The organism is Limnohabitans simekii (SeqCode) (assembly GCF_965234735.1).
Classification (GTDB): domain Bacteria; phylum Pseudomonadota; class Gammaproteobacteria; order Burkholderiales; family Burkholderiaceae_C; genus Limnohabitans; species Limnohabitans simekii.
This window is the reverse complement of record NZ_OZ248543.1, coordinates 105,940-123,052: the sequence shown is the minus strand read 5'-3', so window position 1 is coordinate 123,052 and position 17,113 is coordinate 105,940. Positions and strand designations below refer to the sequence as shown.

Annotated in this window: 10 protein-coding genes and 1 riboswitch; of the genes, 8 read left to right on the top strand and 2 right to left on the bottom strand. The window is 56.8% G+C overall.

Features of this window, described 5'->3' with window-relative positions:
• Nucleotide 1 precedes the first annotated feature (1 nt).
• From AC8GFP_RS09405 to uvrA, 7 genes are all read left to right on the top strand, one after another.
• Nucleotides 2-646: a 2-hydroxychromene-2-carboxylate isomerase gene (locus AC8GFP_RS09405; protein ID WP_506612552.1), complete on the top strand. Its 645-nt coding sequence runs from the start codon at nt 2-4 to the stop codon at nt 644-646.
• 138 nt (nt 647-784) lie between these two features.
• Nucleotides 785-2,548 (top strand): MFS transporter, encoded by a 1,764-nt coding sequence (locus AC8GFP_RS09400; RefSeq protein ID WP_506612550.1) that lies wholly within the window; start codon nt 785-787, stop codon nt 2,546-2,548.
• 80 nt (nt 2,549-2,628) lie between these two features.
• Complete coding sequence (locus AC8GFP_RS09395; protein ID WP_506612962.1) at nt 2,629-3,558, top strand: branched-chain amino acid ABC transporter permease; 930 nt, start codon at nt 2,629-2,631, stop codon at nt 3,556-3,558.
• Between the two features lie 2 nt (nt 3,559-3,560).
• Nucleotides 3,561-4,646 (top strand): branched-chain amino acid ABC transporter permease, encoded by a 1,086-nt coding sequence (locus AC8GFP_RS09390; protein WP_506612548.1) that lies wholly within the window; start codon nt 3,561-3,563, stop codon nt 4,644-4,646.
• Nucleotides 4,643-5,413, top strand: coding sequence for an ABC transporter ATP-binding protein (locus tag AC8GFP_RS09385; RefSeq protein WP_506612546.1), 771 nt, complete (start codon nt 4,643-4,645; stop codon nt 5,411-5,413). The genes AC8GFP_RS09390 and AC8GFP_RS09385 overlap by 4 nt, the downstream gene beginning before the upstream one ends.
• Before the next feature lies 1 nt (nt 5,414).
• Nucleotides 5,415-6,137, top strand: coding sequence for an ABC transporter ATP-binding protein (locus tag AC8GFP_RS09380; RefSeq protein WP_506612544.1), 723 nt, complete (start codon nt 5,415-5,417; stop codon nt 6,135-6,137).
• Between the two features lie 7 nt (nt 6,138-6,144).
• Nucleotides 6,145-12,003 carry an excinuclease ABC subunit UvrA gene (gene uvrA / locus AC8GFP_RS09375; protein ID WP_506612542.1) on the top strand — a complete coding sequence of 1,953 codons (5,859 nt, stop codon included), beginning with the start codon at nt 6,145-6,147 and terminating at the stop codon, nt 12,001-12,003.
• Between the two features lie 2 nt (nt 12,004-12,005).
• Here uvrA and AC8GFP_RS09370 read toward each other — a convergent pair whose 3' ends face one another.
• Together AC8GFP_RS09370 and AC8GFP_RS09365 are read right to left on the bottom strand one after the other, a co-directional pair.
• Nucleotides 12,006-13,637 carry a peptide chain release factor 3 gene (locus AC8GFP_RS09370; protein WP_506612540.1) on the bottom strand — a complete coding sequence of 544 codons (1,632 nt, stop codon included), beginning with the start codon at nt 13,635-13,637 and terminating at the stop codon, nt 12,006-12,008.
• Nucleotides 13,634-15,307, bottom strand: coding sequence for an ATP-binding protein (locus AC8GFP_RS09365; protein WP_506612538.1), 1,674 nt, complete (start codon nt 15,305-15,307; stop codon nt 13,634-13,636). The genes AC8GFP_RS09370 and AC8GFP_RS09365 overlap by 4 nt, the downstream gene beginning before the upstream one ends.
• A 216-nt stretch (nt 15,308-15,523) precedes the next feature.
• Nucleotides 15,524-15,595: riboswitch (S-adenosyl-L-homocysteine riboswitch) on the top strand.
• Between the two features lie 80 nt (nt 15,596-15,675).
• On the opposite strand from AC8GFP_RS09365, the gene ahcY reads away from it, so the two are divergent.
• On the top strand, nt 15,676-17,109 hold the full coding sequence (ahcY, locus tag AC8GFP_RS09360) for an adenosylhomocysteinase (RefSeq protein WP_506612536.1): 1,434 nt from the start codon (nt 15,676-15,678) through the stop codon (nt 17,107-17,109).
• The last annotated feature ends 4 nt before the right edge of the window (nt 17,110-17,113 follow it).

Genomic DNA, 17,113 nt, shown 5'->3' with positions numbered 1-17,113 from the left:
CATGCACCAACTCACTTTTTATGTGGACTTCATCAGCCCCTACGCCTACTTGGCGTTTCATGCTTTGCCCCGCGCCTTGGAAGGGCTGAGCTACCAAGTGCGTTACCAACCCATTTTGTTTGGCGCGGTGTTGCAGCACCATGGCCAATTGGGCCCTGCTGAAATTCCCGCCAAACGTCTGTGGACCTACCGCCAGGTGCTGTGGTTGGCGCAGCAGCAAGGCTGTCCCTTGCGCATGCCAGCCAGTCATCCCTTCAACCCCCTGGGGCTGTTGCGTTTGGCCACTGCTTGCGATGAACACGGTCAACCCAATCGATTTGTCTGCCAGCAGTTGTTTGAACACGTCTGGAGCGAAGGCTTAGAAGCCTCCGACCCGCAACGTCAAGCCGCCTTGCAAGCGCGTTTGGCCCCATCGCGCGACCCGAATTCTGACTTGGTGAAAACGCAGCTGCGCGAAGCCACCCAAGCAGCGATTGAGGCGGGGGTGTTTGGCGTGCCCAGCATCACAGTGGATGACAAATTGTTTTGGGGCCAAGATGCTTTGCCGATGCTGCGCGATTACTTGCAAGGCGGTGAATGGTTCAAAGCTGGCCATTGGAATGAATGCTCGGATTTGCCCAAAACCTTGGAGCGCAAGCGGCCTTAATTCGCATCGTGAAATGCCGGATTCGGGTTTGCCCTTGGATTGTCAGAAAAGGTTCAGTTTAGAGTCAGTCGCCGGCAAGCACAGGCCTAGAGAATGCCGCCAGACCCCCCATCAGGCGGGCATCACCAGGAGACCCCCATGGCCATCGTGCATGAAGACCGACCAATGTCGTCGCAAGAGAAAAAAGTGATTTTTGCATCCTCACTCGGCACCGTGTTTGAGTGGTATGACTTCTATCTGTACGGCTCATTGGCTGCCATCATCGCCAAGCAATTCTTCAGCGGTTTGGACGCAGGTTCTGCTTTCATTTTTGCGCTCCTGGCCTTTGCTGCTGGTTTCATCGTGCGTCCGTTTGGGGCCATCTTCTTTGGCCGCTTGGGCGACATGATTGGTCGCAAATACACCTTCTTGGTGACCATCCTGATCATGGGCTTGTCCACTTTCATTGTGGGCATCTTGCCTACCTATGCCAGCATTGGTGTGGCTGCGCCAGTCATCTTGATCGGCTTGCGCTTGCTGCAAGGATTGGCGATGGGTGGGGAATACGGTGGTGCCGCCACCTATGTGGCCGAACACGCGCCGCATGGCAAGCGTGGTGCTTACACCGCCTGGATTCAAACCACGGCCACGCTGGGCTTGTTCTTGTCACTGTTGGTGATTTTGGGTACCCGCACCGCATTGGGTGAAGAAGCCTTCGAAGCCTGGGGCTGGCGCATTCCTTTCTTGCTGTCCATCGTGTTGCTTGGTGTGTCTGTCTACATCCGCTTGTCGATGAGCGAGTCTCCCGCTTTCGTGAAAATGAAAGCCGAAGGAAAAACCTCCAAGTCACCATTGACTGAATCCTTTGGCCAATGGAAAAACCTGAAAATCGTGATCTTGGCCTTGATTGGCCTGACCGCTGGCCAAGCCGTGGTTTGGTACACCGGACAGTTTTATGCGCTGTTCTTCTTGACCCAGGCCCTGAAAGTCGATGGTGCGACCGCCAACTTGTTTGTGGCGGCCTCATTGATCATTGGCACACCTTTCTTCATCATCTTCGGCGCCCTGTCTGACAAGGTGGGCCGCAAGCCCATCATCATGTTGGGTTGTTTGCTGGCGGTGCTCACCTACTTCCCCGTTTTTGAGCAACTCACCAAGGCGGCCAATCCTGACTTGCATGCAGCCCAGCAAGCCAACAAAGTGGTGGTGGTGGCTGATCCGGCTGAATGTTCTTTCCAGTTCAACCCCACGGGCACGGTCAAGTTCACCTCATCCTGTGACATCGCCAAGCAAAAGTTGGCCGCCAGTTCAGTGAGTTACTCGAATGAAATCGCACCTGCAGGCACACCTGCAGTCATCAAAGTTGGCGACACCGTCATCTCCACCATCGTCACACCAGACGATGTGGCCGCCGCCAAAGCAGTGGCCGAGCAAAAACTCAATGAGTTGAAAGCTGCCGTGCCCGTGGACGCCAAAGCGGTGAAGAAAGCCGAAGACGCCATGAAAAACTTGTCGGATGAAAAGAAAAGCCGCGATGCTGTGATTTCTGCCAACTTGAGTGCCACACTCAAAGCGGCCGGTTATCCCGTCAAAGCCGACCCGGCCAAGATCAATTTGGTGGTGGTGACCTTGATCCTCACGTATTTGGTGATCTTGGTGACCATGGTTTACGGCCCGATCGCTGCCATGCTGGTTGAAATGTTCCCCACCCGCATTCGCTACACCTCCATGTCTTTGCCTTATCACATCGGCAATGGCTGGTTTGGTGGCTTGCTCCCCACCATGGCCTTTGCCATCGTGGCGCAAACCGGCAATATGTACAACGGCTTGTGGTATCCCATCATCATCGCTGGCGCCACATTCGTGATTGGCACCTTGTTCATCTCTGAAACCAAAGACGTGGACATCTACGCAGACGATTGAACAAGCTTGAACTTCGTGTAAGCCCTCCCCCAGCGGAGGGCTTTTTTTTGCCTACAATCGCCCACCTTTCGGAGACTGCCATCGACATCCTCCTGCAACAAATCATCAACGGCTTGGTGTTGGGCAGCATGTATGCCTTGCTGGCGCTGGGTTACACCATGGTGTACGGCATCATCAACCTGATCAATTTTGCGCATGGTGAGGTGCTGATGGTGGGCGCCTTGGTCAGTTGGACAACGATCAGCATCTTGCAAGACATGGCCCCTTGGTTGCCGGGCTGGGCCATGCTGATCATGGCCTTGTTGGTGGCTTGTGTTGCGGCGGCGGTGCTGAACTTTGCCATCGAAAAAATCGCTTACCGACCGTTGCGCAACGCACCCAAGTTGGCGCCGCTCATCACCGCCATTGGCGTGTCTATCTTGTTGCAAACCTTGGCCATGGTGATTTGGAAACCCAATCACAAGGCTTACCCCACGTTGTTGCCCAGCGAGCCGTTGGCCCTTGGTGGTGCGGTCATCACGCCAACCCAGGTGATGATTTTGGGGGTGACCGCCGTGGCCTTGGCGGTGTTGATGTGGGTCGTGCACCGCACGCGTTTGGGTCGTGCGATGCGGGCCACCGCTGAGAACCCGAGCGTGGCCACACTCATGGGCGTCAAACCCGATACCGTTATCTCAGCCACCTTCATCATGGGTGCTGTGTTGGCCGCCTTGGCAGGCGTGATGTGGGCCTCGAACTACGGCACAGTGCAGCACGGCATGGGTTTCTTGCCAGGGTTGAAGGCATTCACCGCCGCGGTGTTTGGCGGCATTGGCAACTTGGCTGGTGCGGTGGTGGGTGGATTGCTGCTGGGCTTGATCGAGGCGATTGCCTCCGGCTACATCGGCGAGCTGACTGGCGGTGTGTTGGGCAGCCACTATGCCGATATTTTTGCGTTTGTGGTGTTGATTCTGATACTGACCTTGCGTCCTTCTGGCTTGTTGGGTGAACGGGTGGCAGACCGGGCATGAACATGAAGCCAACCAGCCTTCTTCATTACCTTTTGTGGGCTGTGGCTTTGCTGTTGCTGCCCTTGCTGTTGCAACCTCTGGGCAACGCTTGGGTGCGCATTGCCGATATGGCGCTGCTGTATGTCTTGTTGGCGCTGGGCTTGAATATTGTGGTGGGCTATGCGGGCTTGCTCGATTTGGGTTTTGTGGCGTTCTTTGCTGTAGGTGCCTACATGTTTGGCTTGTTGGCCTCGCCGCACTTGACGGATACGTTCCCAGCGATGGCCGCCATGTTCCCGAACGGCTTGCACCTGCCCTTGTGGGCCGTGGTGCCCATCGGTGCGGGCTTGGCGGGTTTGTTCGGGGTGTTGTTGGGGGCGCCCACCTTGAAGTTGCGCGGCGACTATTTGGCCATTGTCACCCTGGGCTTTGGTGAAATCATCCGGGTCTTCTTGAACAACTTGGACAACCCGGTGAACATCACCAACGGGCCCAAAGGCTTGGGCCAAATTGATCCGCTGACTGTGTTTGGCCACCCGTTGTCGCAAAAACTAGACCTGGGCTTCATTCAATTACCCAGTGTCACGCAGTATTACTACCTTTTCTTGGCACTGGTGTTGATCAGCACATTGATTTGTTATCGGCTGCAAACCTCTCGGGTAGGACGGGCTTGGATGGCGATTCGTGAAGATGAGATTGCGGCCAAAGCCATGGGCATCAACACGCGCAACTTGAAACTGTTGGCGTTTGGCATGGGGGCCACTTTTGGTGGTGTGGCCGGTGTGTTGTTTGCCTCCTTCCAAGGCTTTGTCTCGCCCGAGTCGTTCAGCCTGATGGAGTCGGTCATGATCGTGGCCATGGTGGTCTTGGGTGGCTTGGGCCATTTGCCTGGCGTCATTTTGGGTGCTGTGTTGTTGTCTGCTTTGCCGGAAGTGTTGCGTCACGTGGCCGGACCTTTGCAAGAGATGACGGGCGGGCGTTTGGATGCAGGCATCTTGCGCCAGTTGTTGATTGCGTTGGCCATGATTCTGATCATGCTGTGGCGTCCGCGTGGTTTGTGGCCAAGCCCTGATCATGGCAAGGCCTTGCCCACCAAGGAGGCCGCATGAGCCCCCCGGTGTTGCAAGTCCAAGGTATCTCCAAACGTTTCGGTGGATTGCAAGCCTTGAGCGATGTGGGCATGACGATTCAACCCGGGCAGGTGTATGGGCTGATTGGTCCCAATGGGGCTGGCAAAACCACGTTCTTCAACGTCATCACGGGCTTGTACGCACCCGACAGTGGCAGCTTCAAGTTGGCGGGGCAGTCCTATCAGCCCAGCTCGGTCCACGAAGTGGCCGCAGCGGGGATTGCCCGCACCTTTCAAAACATCCGCTTGTTTGCCGACATGACCGCGCTTGAAAATGTGATGGTGGGGCGGCATGTGCGAACACGTTCGGGTGTGCTCGGGGCGGTGTTTCGCACCAAGGCGTTTGTGCAAGAAGAGCTCGCCATTGCCCAGCGTGCGCAAGCGCTGTTGGACTACGTGGGCATCGGACAGTTGGGTCCCTACAAGGCCCGCACCCTGAGCTATGGCGACCAACGCCGTTTGGAGATTGCTCGGGCTTTGGCCACTGACCCCAAGTTGATTGCTTTAGATGAACCCGCAGCGGGCATGAACGCCACCGAAAAGGTGCAGCTGCGCGAGTTGATTGACCGCATCCGCCATGACGGACGCACCATCTTGCTGATTGAGCATGATGTGAAATTGGTCATGGGTTTGTGTGATGCGGTAACCGTGTTGGACTACGGCAAACAAATCGCGCAGGGCTCGCCTGCCGAGGTGCAACGTGACGCCAAAGTCATCGAAGCCTATTTGGGCACTGGAGAACACTGACATGAGTCAAGCCAATGTGTTGCTGCAAGTGCAAGATTTGCGCGTGGCGTACGGTGGCATCCAAGCCGTCAAGGGTGTGAGCTTTGAAGTGCGCGAGGGCGAATTGGTCTCGCTCATCGGCTCCAATGGAGCCGGTAAAACCACCACCATGAAAGCCATCACCGGCTCTTTGCAGGCGGCCGGTGGTCGCATCAGCTACTTGGGTCGGGACGTGCATGGCCAAGGCCCGTGGGACTTGGTCAAGCAAGGCTTGGTGATGGTGCCCGAGGGGCGTGGCGTGTTCACCCGCATGAGCATCTTGGAGAACCTGCACATGGGTGCGTATTTGCGCAACGACAAGGCAGGTATCAACGCTGATATCGAGCGGGTGTTTGCCCTGTTCCCACGTTTGAAAGAGCGCAGCGGGCAGTTGTCAGGCACTTTGTCCGGTGGCGAGCAGCAAATGCTGGCTATGGGTCGCGCCTTGCTGAGCCGTCCGAAGCTGTTGTTGTTGGATGAGCCATCCATGGGCTTGTCGCCCATCATGGTGGACAAAATTTTCGAGGTGATTGCCCAGGTGGCAGCCATGGGCGTCACCGTCCTGTTGGTCGAGCAAAACGCCAGCCGCGCCTTGAAGATGGCGCAACGCGCTTATGTCATGGAATCGGGCGAAATCAGCATGCAAGGCGAGGCCAAAACCCTTCTGCACGACCCCAAAGTCAGGGCGGCTTACCTCGGGGAATAATGCGGGCATGACCCAAGGACTGATCCGCATCCGAGGTGCTCGACAGCACAACCTCAAAAACATCGACATAGACATCCGCACCAACGAGTTGACGGTGTTCACCGGCCCCAGTGGCTCGGGTAAATCCAGCTTGGTGTTTGACACCTTGTACGCTGAAGGCCAGCGGCGCTATGTGGAAACGTTCAGCGCCTATGCCCGACAGTTCCTTGACCGCATGGACCGCCCGGCCGTCGACAAGGTGGAAGGCGTGCCGCCTGCCATCGCCATCGACCAAACCAACCCGGTGCGCAGTTCGCGCTCCACCGTGGGCACCATGACCGAGTTGAACGACCATTTGAAATTGTTGTTCGCCCGCGCCGCCCATTTGTTTGACAAGCAAACCGCGCAAGCGGTGCAGCACGACACCCCTGACTCGATTTTCAAGAAACTGTTGACCCTGAGCAGTGGCGACCCGCGTTGGATCATCACCTTCCCGGTGAAATTGCCCAACAACACCACGGCCGAGGAATTGCAAGCTTGGTTGAGTGCCAGCGGCTTCACCCGGGTGCACCGCCAAGGCGAGGTGGTGGACGTGGTGGCCGATCGTTTCCGTTTGAAAACGGTTGAGCAGTCGCGCGCCATGGAAGCCATTGAATTGGCCTTGCAACGCGGCAACGGCCGCATGACGGCATTTCGCATGTCTGCCGATGCTGCGGCCGATGACCTGGGCGAGGCCTTTGGCTACTCCACTGGCTTGCATTGCCCCGACAGCGATCTGCGCTACAGCGACCCCACACCTTCAATGTTCTCGTTCAATTCGCCTGCTGGTGCTTGTCCGGTGTGCAAAGGTTTTGGAAGGGTCATTGGGGTCGACTACGGCTTGGTGATTCCCAACGACAAACTCACCTTGCGCATGGGTGCGATCAAGCCAATGCAAACACCAGCTTGGCAAGAGTGCCAAGACGATTTGATGCGCCATGCCGAAACAGCAGGTATTCCAAGAGACACGCCTTGGTACAAGCTGACTGCCGAACAACGCGACTGGGTCATCAAAGGCTCGCCCAACTGGAATGGCAAATGGAACCAGCAGTGGTATGGCGTCAAACGCTTCTTTGAATACCTGGAAACCAAGTCCTACAAGATGCACATCCGGGTGCTCTTGTCCAAGTACCGCAGCTACACCACCTGCGGTGAATGCAACGGGGCGCGATTGCAAACCGAAAGCTTGTTGTGGCGCATCGGCAGCCATGCCGGCGCCTTGGCAGCGATGCCAGCTGACAAACGCTTTCTGCCACAGGGCACGGCGTGGACGCGCAGCCAGTTGGAAGCATTGCCAGGCCTGTGTTTGCACGACCTGATGTTGTTGTCGATTGAACGCTTGCGTGCTTTCTTTGACCACATGGCCACAGACGCCTCTTTGTCTGCCAGTGTGCAGGCCGAGCAGCAAGCCCTGCATTTGCTTTTAGAAGAAATCCGCACCCGATTGAAATACCTGTGTGATGTGGGCATTGGCTACCTCAGTCTGGACCGGCAAAGCCGAACGCTCAGTGGCGGCGAAGTGCAGCGCATCAACCTCACGACCGCCTTGGGCACCTCCCTGGTCAACACCTTGTTTGTGTTGGACGAGCCCAGCATTGGTTTGCACCCGCGTGACATGCACCGCATCACGCAAGCCATGTTGCGACTGCGTGATGCTGGCAACACCTTGGTGGTGGTCGAGCACGACCCGGCGGTCATGTTGGCTGCCGATCGGATTGTGGACATGGGCCCAGGCCCCGGCGAGCGCGGTGGCCAAGTGGTGTTTGACGGCACACCCGAGGGTTTGAAGCAAGCCGACACCTTGACGGGTGCATATTTGGGCGCTCGCAAACAAGTGGGTGTGGGTCTGAAACGCTTGGTGACCGACGCCACACCGCGCCTGATATTGGAAGGTGCACGAGAACACAATTTGCAGCACCTGAACATTGAATTTCCCTTGCAACGCTGGGTCACGGTCACAGGGGTGAGTGGATCGGGCAAATCCACCTTGATCCAAGACATCTTGGCACCGGCTTTGTTGCGGCACTTTGGCAAGAGCACGGAAGGTGCGGGTGCACACGACCGCTTGTTGGGCGCAGACCATTTGAGCGATGTGGTGTTTGTCGATCAGTCGCCGATTGGCAAAACCGCGCGTTCCAACCCGGTGAGCTATGTGGGTGCTTGGGACGCGGTACGTGAAATTTTCGCCAACACGGCCATGTCGCGCCAACGCAGTTACACCGCGTCCAAGTTCAGTTTCAATGGCGGCGATGGCCGCTGCCCCACCTGTGGCGGTTCAGGCTTCGAGCACGTGGAAATGCAATTCCTAAGCGATGTCTATTTGCGCTGCCCGGACTGCGATGGCCAGCGCTACCGCCCTGAAATTTTGGAAGTGAAGATCGAACGCGGAGGGCGTTTTTTGAATGTGGCCGATGTGTTGCAACTCACGGTCAGCGAAGCTGCGCAATTGTTTGCCAACGACCGCGATGTGATTCGTGCCTTGCAACCGATCGTGGATGTGGGCTTGGAATATGTGCGCTTGGGTCAACCCGTTCCAACGCTCAGTGGTGGCGAAGCCCAGCGTTTGAAATTGGCCGGTTATTTGGCCGAGGCGGCCAAGTCTGCGTCGTCCAGCAAACAAACCTTGGCCCGCAAAGGCATGCTTTTTTTGTTTGACGAGCCCACCACCGGTTTGCACTTTGACGACATCGCGAAGTTGATGCGGGCCTTGCGCCGCTTGCTTGATGCCGGACATTCCTTGATCGTGATCGAGCACAACTTGGATGTGATCCGCGCTTCCGATTGGCTGATCGATCTGGGACCCGAGGGTGGCGAGGGCGGGGGCTTGTTGGTCGCTGAAGGCCCGCCTGAAGTCGTGATGAAGCATGCCAGTTCACACACTGGTTTGGCTTTGCGTGAGTATGTGAAGGCGATGGGATCGTTGGCTGAGGGCGTTGCCGAGTCTGATGTCATTGAAAGCGCGTCAACGAAACCGCTGTTGGTTGCCGAGCCCAGCGCCAAGTACCTTGGTGCGGTGCTCAACAACAACATCCGCATCATCAACGCCAAAGAACACAACCTGAAAAGTCTGAGTGTGGACATTCCGCGCGGCCAGTTCAACGTGGTGACGGGTGTCAGCGGCTCGGGCAAATCCACCTTGGCCTTTGACATCTTGTTCAATGAAGGCCAACGGCGTTATCTGGAAAGCCTCAATGCCTATGCCCGCAGCATCGTGCAGCCCGCAGGTCGGCCTGAGGTGGATGCGGTGTATGGCATTCCACCCACAGTCGCGATTGAACAGCGACTCAGCCGAGGCGGTCGCAAGTCCACCGTGGGCACCACCACCGAGGTCTGGCATTTCTTGCGCTTGCTGTATGTGAAGTTGGGCACCCAGCATTGCACCAAAGACGGCGCTGCTGTCCAGCCGCAAACCCCTGACCGATTGGCCGCCTTGTTGCTGCGTCAATACCGAGGCCAACACATTGGCTTGCTCAGTCCCTTGGTGATGAACCGCAAAGGTGTTTACACCGAGTTGGCCGATTGGGCGCGTCCACGTGGCTTCACGCATTTGCGTGTCGATGGTCAGTTCTTGCCCACCTTGGGCTTTCCACGCTTGGACCGTTTCAAAGAACACACGATTGAATTGCCGGTGGCGAGTTTGAAAGTGGACCCGGCCAACGAAGCCTTGTTGCGCCAGTCGCTTTTGACGGCCTTGGAGCACGGAAAAGGCGTGGTGCATGTGCTGAGCCAGCTTGATGGTTTGCAAGAGGCCTTGTTGGCGCAGGAAGCCACCACCCACATTGGGAAACTAGAAGCCTATTCCACCCGCCGCGCCTGCCCGCAGTGCGACACCTCGTATGCCGAGCTCGACCCGCGTTTGTTTTCCTACAACAGCAAACACGGTTGGTGCCCCGACTGTGTGGGTACCGGCATCGCTTTGTCCAAAGCCCAACGCGCAGCCATGGACGATTCGGTGCAAGACCCGAAAGAACGTGGACGCGAACAAAGCTTTGCCGAGCCCGAGTTGGAGGACGCATCTGACCAAGCGTGTAAGTCGTGCGCAGGCACCCGTTTGAATGCCACTGCACGGGCCGTGAAGTTTGCGGGTGTGGGCATCACCGACTTGGCCAGCATGAGCGTGATTCAAATTCACCAATGGGCCAAGCAACTGAAACTGCAAGGTCGCGATGCCGAGATTGCGCGCGATTTGTTGCCCGAGATTGAAAGCCGCCTCGACTTTTTAGAGCGTGTCGGTTTGGGCTACCTCACCTTGGACCGGGGCGCACCCACCTTGAGCGGTGGCGAAGCCCAACGCATCCGCTTGGCGGCGCAACTGGGCAGCCATTTGCAAGGTGTTTGTTATGTACTGGATGAACCGACCATTGGCTTGCATGCACGCGACAACCATATTTTGTTGGACGCCTTGCGCTCCTTGAGCGACAAAGGCAACACCTTGGTGGTGGTCGAGCATGATGAAGAAACCATTCGCCGCGCCGACCACATCATTGACATCGGCCCGAGTGCTGGCAAGCGTGGCGGCCACTTGGTGGCGCAAGGCTCGGTCGCTGATGTGATGGGTGCTGCTGAGTCACAAACGGGTCGTTATTTAATGCACGCGATCAAGCATCCTTTGCAAGCACGCAGACTGGTTGATGTGGCCGGTGCCACAGCCGCATTGGCCAAAGGCGGGCGCAGGGGTTTGCCGGGCGACGATTTCGGCTTGCCGCATGAGGAGTCCGGCAAAGCCCCTGTGCGCGCCAAAAAGAAAACGCCTGTCGTGCCAACACCCGTTCTTGAAGAGCCGGCTGGCTGGCTCAGCTTGCATGGTGCGTTCCTGCACAACTTGCAACAGGTCCATATTCAACTCCCCTTGCGGCGCTTGGTGGCGGTCACCGGCGTCAGCGGCTCGGGCAAATCCACCTTGGCTCGCGATGTGTTGTTGCACAACGTGGCGGCGGTGGTGGCGCTGCGCAGCACGCAAGCAGGTCGCAAACAAGACGAGGCGGGCAAACACCCGGCTTGGTTGGGTTGCACCGATGTCGATGGTTACCAAAGCATCGACCGCGTGCTGGAAGTGGATCAAACACCGATTGGCAAAACACCCCGCAGTTGCCCTGCCACCTACATCGGGTTTTGGGATGTGATTCGCAAGTTATTTGCAGAAACCTTGGAAGCCAAAGCGCGGGGCTATGGCCCCGGGCGCTTCAGTTTCAACACCGGTGAAGGCCGCTGCCCAGGCTGTGAAGGCCAAGGCATGCGCACCATCGAGATGAGTTTTTTGCCGGATGTGAAAGTGCTGTGCGAGGTCTGCAAAGGCGCACGTTTCAACCACGAAACCATGGCGGTGCGTTGGCGTGGCAAAAGCATCGGCGAGGTGCTGCAAATGGAAGTGGACGAAGCGGTGGACTTCTTCGCCGCCATGCCCAACATCAGCCACCCGCTGCAGTTGTTGAAAGACGTAGGCTTGGGCTACCTGACCTTGGGTCAGCCCTCACCCACGCTCAGCGGTGGTGAAGCACAGCGCATCAAATTGGTGACCGAACTCAGCAAGGTGCGTGACGATGTGGCACGCCGTGGCAACAAAGCACCGCACACCTTGTATGTGTTGGACGAACCCACGGTGGGCCTGCACATGGCCGATGTGGACAAACTCATTCGGGTGCTGCACCGTTTGGTCGATGGTGGCCACAGCGTGGTGGTCATCGAACACGATTTGGATGTGATCGCCGAAGCCGATTGGGTGATTGACCTCGGACCCGAAGGTGGCGATGGCGGTGGCCGCGTGGTAGCCGCCAACACACCTGAAGCCTTGGTGAAGCTGGGCACCCACACCGGCAATGCGTTGAAGCCGGTGTTGGCAAGGCTGTAGCGTCAGCCCGCGCTGCTCAGCGCCAGACCCGCGTGCTCGCGCAGCGGATGGAAATGAATTTTCGGAAACCGCTCTTGCGCCAAGCGGACGTCATACGGTGAGGTGCACAAATAGGCCAGGGTGCTGGCCGCGTCCAGGGCCATGCGTTGCGGGTAGGCGTTGGTGAACTCGCGTAACTCGGCAGGGGTGTCGGCAGTGATCCAACGTGCACCGGTGTAACTGCTGTTTTCCAAGCGCACATCACAGTCGTACTCGGCCCGCAAACGGTGCTGCACCACTTCAAATTGCAACTGACCAATAGCGCCCAACAGCATGGCGCCACCCACTTCGGGTTTGAACACCTGAATCGCACCTTCTTCGCCCAACTGCTCGAGGCCGGTTTGCAATTGCTTGGTGCGCAGCGGGTTCTTCAAAATCACGGTCATGAACAACTCGGGTGCGAAAAACGGCAAGCCGGTGAATTGCAAGGCTGCGCCATCGGTGATGGTGTCGCCCAACTGCACACCACCATGCGTGGTGAAGCCGATGATGTCACCGGCAAACGCTTCATCCACCGCTTCGCGGCGTTGGCTCAAAAAGGTGACCACCGAGGTGGGGCGCAGCTCTTTGGCGCTGCGCTGCACCTTGAGTTTCATGCCGGGTTTGTATTGACCCGAGGCAACGCGCACAAAGGCGATGCGGTCCCGGTGGTTGGCGTCCATGTTGGCTTGCACTTTGAACACCACACCGGAAAAACCAGCGTCTTCAGGCTGCACGGTTTTGTCCACCGCTTGCTTGTTGACCACCAAATGGCTGGTGCGTGGGCCGGGTGAGGGCGCCAAATCAACCAAGGCATCCAGCACTTCCATCACGCCAAAGTTGTTCACGCCAGAGCCAAAAAACACCGGTGTTTGTTTGCCAGCCAAAAAAGCCTCGCGGTCAAACTTGGGTGAGGCTCCGGTGGCCAACTCCATGCTTTCCATGGCGGTGGCCCATTCCATGCCAAAGCGTTCAGCCAGCAAGGTTTGTGCGGTCAAAGGATGGGTTTCAAAGTCTTGCGGCAAACGCTCTGAGCCGGAGTCGAACACGGTCATGGCTTGGGTGCGCAGGTTGATGATGCCGCCAAACAATTTGCCTTGACCAACCGGCCAGGTCATGGGCACGCAGGGCATACCGAGTTCGCGCTCAACCTCGTCCAAGATGTCCAACGGGTCGCGCACTTCGCGGTCCATTTTGTTGACGAAGGTGATGATGGGCGTGTCGCGCTGACGGCACACCTCGATCAATCGGCGGGTTTGCGCCTCCACACCGTTGGCCGCGTCAATCACCATCAGCGCCGAGTCCACGGCGGTGAGCACGCGGTAGGTGTCTTCCGAAAAATCTTTGTGGCCGGGTGTGTCGAGAAGGTTGATCACATGCTCGCGGTAGAGCATTTGCATCACCGATGAAGCGACCGAAATGCCACGTTGCTTTTCAATTTCCATCCAGTCCGAGGTGGCGTGGCGCGAGGCTTTGCGTGCTTTCACCGAACCGGCAATTTGAATCGCACCCGAGAACAGCAAAAGTTTTTCGGTGAGCGTGGTTTTGCCCGCATCGGGGTGGGAAATGATGGCAAAGGTGCGGCGACGGCGCACTTCTTCTAGCAAGGAGGTCATGAGTTGTGTTTTTTTTCTTCAGGGAGACAGTAGTGCAAGATGCGGTTGATCAGGGTATGCCGATCAAAGGGCTTGGGCATGACTTCGTTGATGCCTACTTCTTTGCAAGCTTTGAGCGCGTCGCTGGCCACATTGGCCGTCAGGGCAATCACTTGCACTTGGTTGAAAGGGGAAGGCAGGGTGTGACGGACTTGGCGCATGACTTCGATGCCGTCCATGTCAGGCATCACCAAGTCGAGTAACACCAGATCGTAAATTGTGTCGCTCATGCGAGCCAAACCGCTTGTGCCATCGACTGCTTCGTCTATGGTTGCATTGGGCAAGGCGCGATGTATGGTGGCCTTGGCGACCAAACGGTTGACCGGATGGTCGTCCACGATCAGCAAGCGCATATGTCGCATGTCAATCAACTCCATCACTGGCGCGGTTTTCGGCGGCGCCGTGGCCAGTTGAATTGGAAGATGCACGGTGAACGCCGAACCCTTGCCGACACTGCTTTGCAATTCAATCCGACCGCCATGGCTTTGAACCAAGGTGCTGGTGATGCTCAAACCCAGGCCATTGCCGCGCAGTGCATCTCGTGAGGAACGGCTTTGAGCATGCGACAACTGGACAAAAGGTTCAAAAATGCGTTGCTGTTGGGCTGCATCGATACCCGGGCCGGTGTCCTCTACACATAAATGCAGCATGCCTTGATCAAAGGCGTTGTCCAGCGGTGTGAAACTGACATAGGTGTGGACGCTGCCGTGGTCAGTGAACTTGAGCGCATTGCCAAGCAAGTTGATCAAAATCTGGGTCAAACGATGCTGGTCGGCGCTGACCCAAACTGGGACTTTGTCTTCAATGAAAATCTCATAACTCAGACCCAAGTCGCTCGCTCGAGGACTGAGCGTGCCGTGCGTCTTTTGCAGCATGGTGTGCAAGTCAAAGACCTGGGGGTTGAGCGTGATGCTGCCATTTTGAATTTGCGAAAAGTCCAGCAAGTCATTGATGACGGTCAGCAGGTGAGCGGCAGAATTTTGTGCGCCATTGACGAATTCCTTGGAGTCGGAGGTCAAGCGTTGGTCGGTGCTGAGCAGGCTCAAATAACCCATGACGGCATTCAGCGGCGTGCGCATTTCATGGCTGACAATGGCTAAAAATTGATCCTTGTGGGCATTGGCTTGGGTCAGGTCTTGCGACAGAATCTTCAAGCGTTGGTTGGTTCGACTGACATGCTTGACGGCGGTCAACGTCATCAAGTCAAACGAGTTGATCAAACTCCATTGCGTTTGGACCAACAAGGTGTACATCATCGCCCCCAGCGCCAGCTCTTGCCAAGTCTGGTGTGCCTGCATCGGAATGATGCCCGTCAGCTGCATCGCCAAGGTGGCCAAGACCGACAGCAAGGACATGCTGAGCCAAAAATAAACGCCATTGCGCGATTTGGATGTGAACAAAGGCAGGATGGGGACGATGCCCAACCAAACCATCACCGGGGATGTGACCCCTCCCAGATTCCAAGCGTTGTACAAAATGACGCCCATGATGCTGGTTTGGTAGATGGTCAGGGCCCAAACGCGGGGCAAACCTCTGAACCACAAGCTCAAACCCACAAACACCAGCAAGGATGCCACCAGCACGGACAGGGCAACATCGGGCAGATCGAGGAAATACAACAAAGGTGCCATGGGCACCAAAAACATCAATGACGAAACCGAGAAAAAAACATAGTAAATATCAAAAGTGTTGCGTCGGGTTCGCGGCAGTCGCCGCTTGATATTGATGAGTAACCGACGATTGATCATGCGGTAATGTTAAGGGACATTTTGAGGCATTACACCCCCAAGCCGCAGTGGTTTTTCCAAGGCAGGCGCTTGTCAGCAAAGGGTGTTTAAAATACGCCGCATCCGAGGAGCGCTGCAGCGCCACATCAGTGGCGTGAGGCTCGGACCCTTTTCCAACCGCGCTCACCCACTGACAACGTGAGGTGAGCACCTCGGTCCTCCCAAGTGCTTGCATGTCGTGTCAGTGGCCCTGAACCTTTTGGAGCCTCACCATGAATGCATCGCTGAAACCCACCCAAACCACCGACTTCCACGTCGCCGACATGTCCTTGGCCGATTGGGGCCGCAAAGAAATCAAAATCGCCGAGACCGAAATGCCCGGCCTCATGGCGATTCGCCAAGAGTTCGCCAAAGCCCAGCCCCTGAAAGGCGCTCGCATCACCGGCTCTTTGCACATGACCATCCAAACCGCCGTGTTGGTTGAAACACTGCAAGCTTTGGGCGCCCAAGTGCGTTGGGCTTCTTGCAACATCTTCTCCACCCAAGACCATGCCGCTGCTGCCTTGGTGGCCAATGGCACACCGGTGTTTGCCTACAAGGGCGAAACCTTGGACGACTACTGGGATTACACCCACCGCATTTTTGAATTTGGCGCGGCCAATACCGATGGCGAAGGCCCCAACATGATCTTGGACGATGGCGGCGACGCCACCTTGCTGATGCACTTGGGCAAACGCGCTGAAAAAGACGCCTCTTTGCTCAGCAACCCTGGCAGCGAAGAAGAAGTGTGTTTGTTCAACGCCATCAAAGCCAAGCTGGCGCAAGACCCCACTTGGTACAGCCGCAAAGGAGCGCACATCATCGGCGTGACCGAAGAGACCACCACCGGCGTGTTGCGCTTGAACGAAATGGCCGCCAAAGGCAGCCTCATGTTCCGAGCCATCAACGTGAACGACTCCGTCACCAAGAGCAAATTCGACAACCTCTACGGCTGCCGCGAATCTTTGGTCGATTCCATCAAGCGTGCGACCGACGTGATGATCGCTGGCAAAGTGGCTTTGGTCGCCGGTTATGGCGACGTGGGCAAAGGTTCTGCCCAAGCCCTGCGTGCTTTGAGCGCCCAAGTGTGGGTGACTGAAATCGACCCGATCAACGCCTTGCAAGCCGCCATGGAAGGCTACAAAGTGGTGACCATGGAATACGCCGCTGACAAAGCCGACATTTTTGTGTCGGCCACCGGCAACAAAAACGTGATTCGCTACGAACACATGGCCGCCATGAAAGACGAAGCCATTGTCTGCAACATCGGTCACTTCGACAATGAAATCGACGTCGCTTCCTTGGAAAAACTCAAGTGGGACGAGATCAAGCCCCAGGTTGACCACGTGATCTTCCCTGACGGCAAAAAAATCACCTTGTTGGCCAAAGGTCGCTTGGTGAATTTGGGTTGCGCCACCGGCCACCCCAGCTTCGTGATGAGCAGCTCGTTTGCCAATCAAACCATTGCGCAAATCGAACTCTTTACCCGCCAAGACCATTACGAATCAGGCAAGGTCTATGTGCTGCCCAAGCACTTGGACGAAAAAGTGGCCCGTTTGCACCTGAAGAAAGTTGGCGCCATGCTGACTGAACTGACTGACGAGCAGGCTTCCTACATTGGCGTGAGCAAAGCCGGTCCCTACAAAGCCGACACCTACCGTTATTGATCGC

Bases quoted from the DNA above. Each gene is read 5' to 3' on its own strand.
- ahcY (WP_506612536.1), top strand. From the start codon at position 15,676: ATGAATGCATCGCTGAAACCCACCCAAACCACCGACTTCCACGTCGCC.
- AC8GFP_RS09390 (WP_506612548.1), top strand. From the start codon at position 3,561: ATGAAGCCAACCAGCCTTCTTCATTACCTTTTGTGGGCTGTGGCTTTG.
- uvrA (WP_506612542.1), top strand. From the start codon at position 6,145: ATGACCCAAGGACTGATCCGCATCCGAGGTGCTCGACAGCACAACCTC.
- AC8GFP_RS09405 (WP_506612552.1), top strand. From the start codon at position 2: ATGCACCAACTCACTTTTTATGTGGACTTCATCAGCCCCTACGCCTAC.
- AC8GFP_RS09370 (WP_506612540.1), bottom strand. From the start codon at position 13,637: ATGACCTCCTTGCTAGAAGAAGTGCGCCGTCGCCGCACCTTTGCCATC.
- AC8GFP_RS09380 (WP_506612544.1), top strand. From the start codon at position 5,415: ATGAGTCAAGCCAATGTGTTGCTGCAAGTGCAAGATTTGCGCGTGGCG.
- AC8GFP_RS09400 (WP_506612550.1), top strand. From the start codon at position 785: ATGGCCATCGTGCATGAAGACCGACCAATGTCGTCGCAAGAGAAAAAA.
- AC8GFP_RS09365 (WP_506612538.1), bottom strand. From the start codon at position 15,307: ATGGCACCTTTGTTGTATTTCCTCGATCTGCCCGATGTTGCCCTGTCC.
- AC8GFP_RS09385 (WP_506612546.1), top strand. From the start codon at position 4,643: ATGAGCCCCCCGGTGTTGCAAGTCCAAGGTATCTCCAAACGTTTCGGT.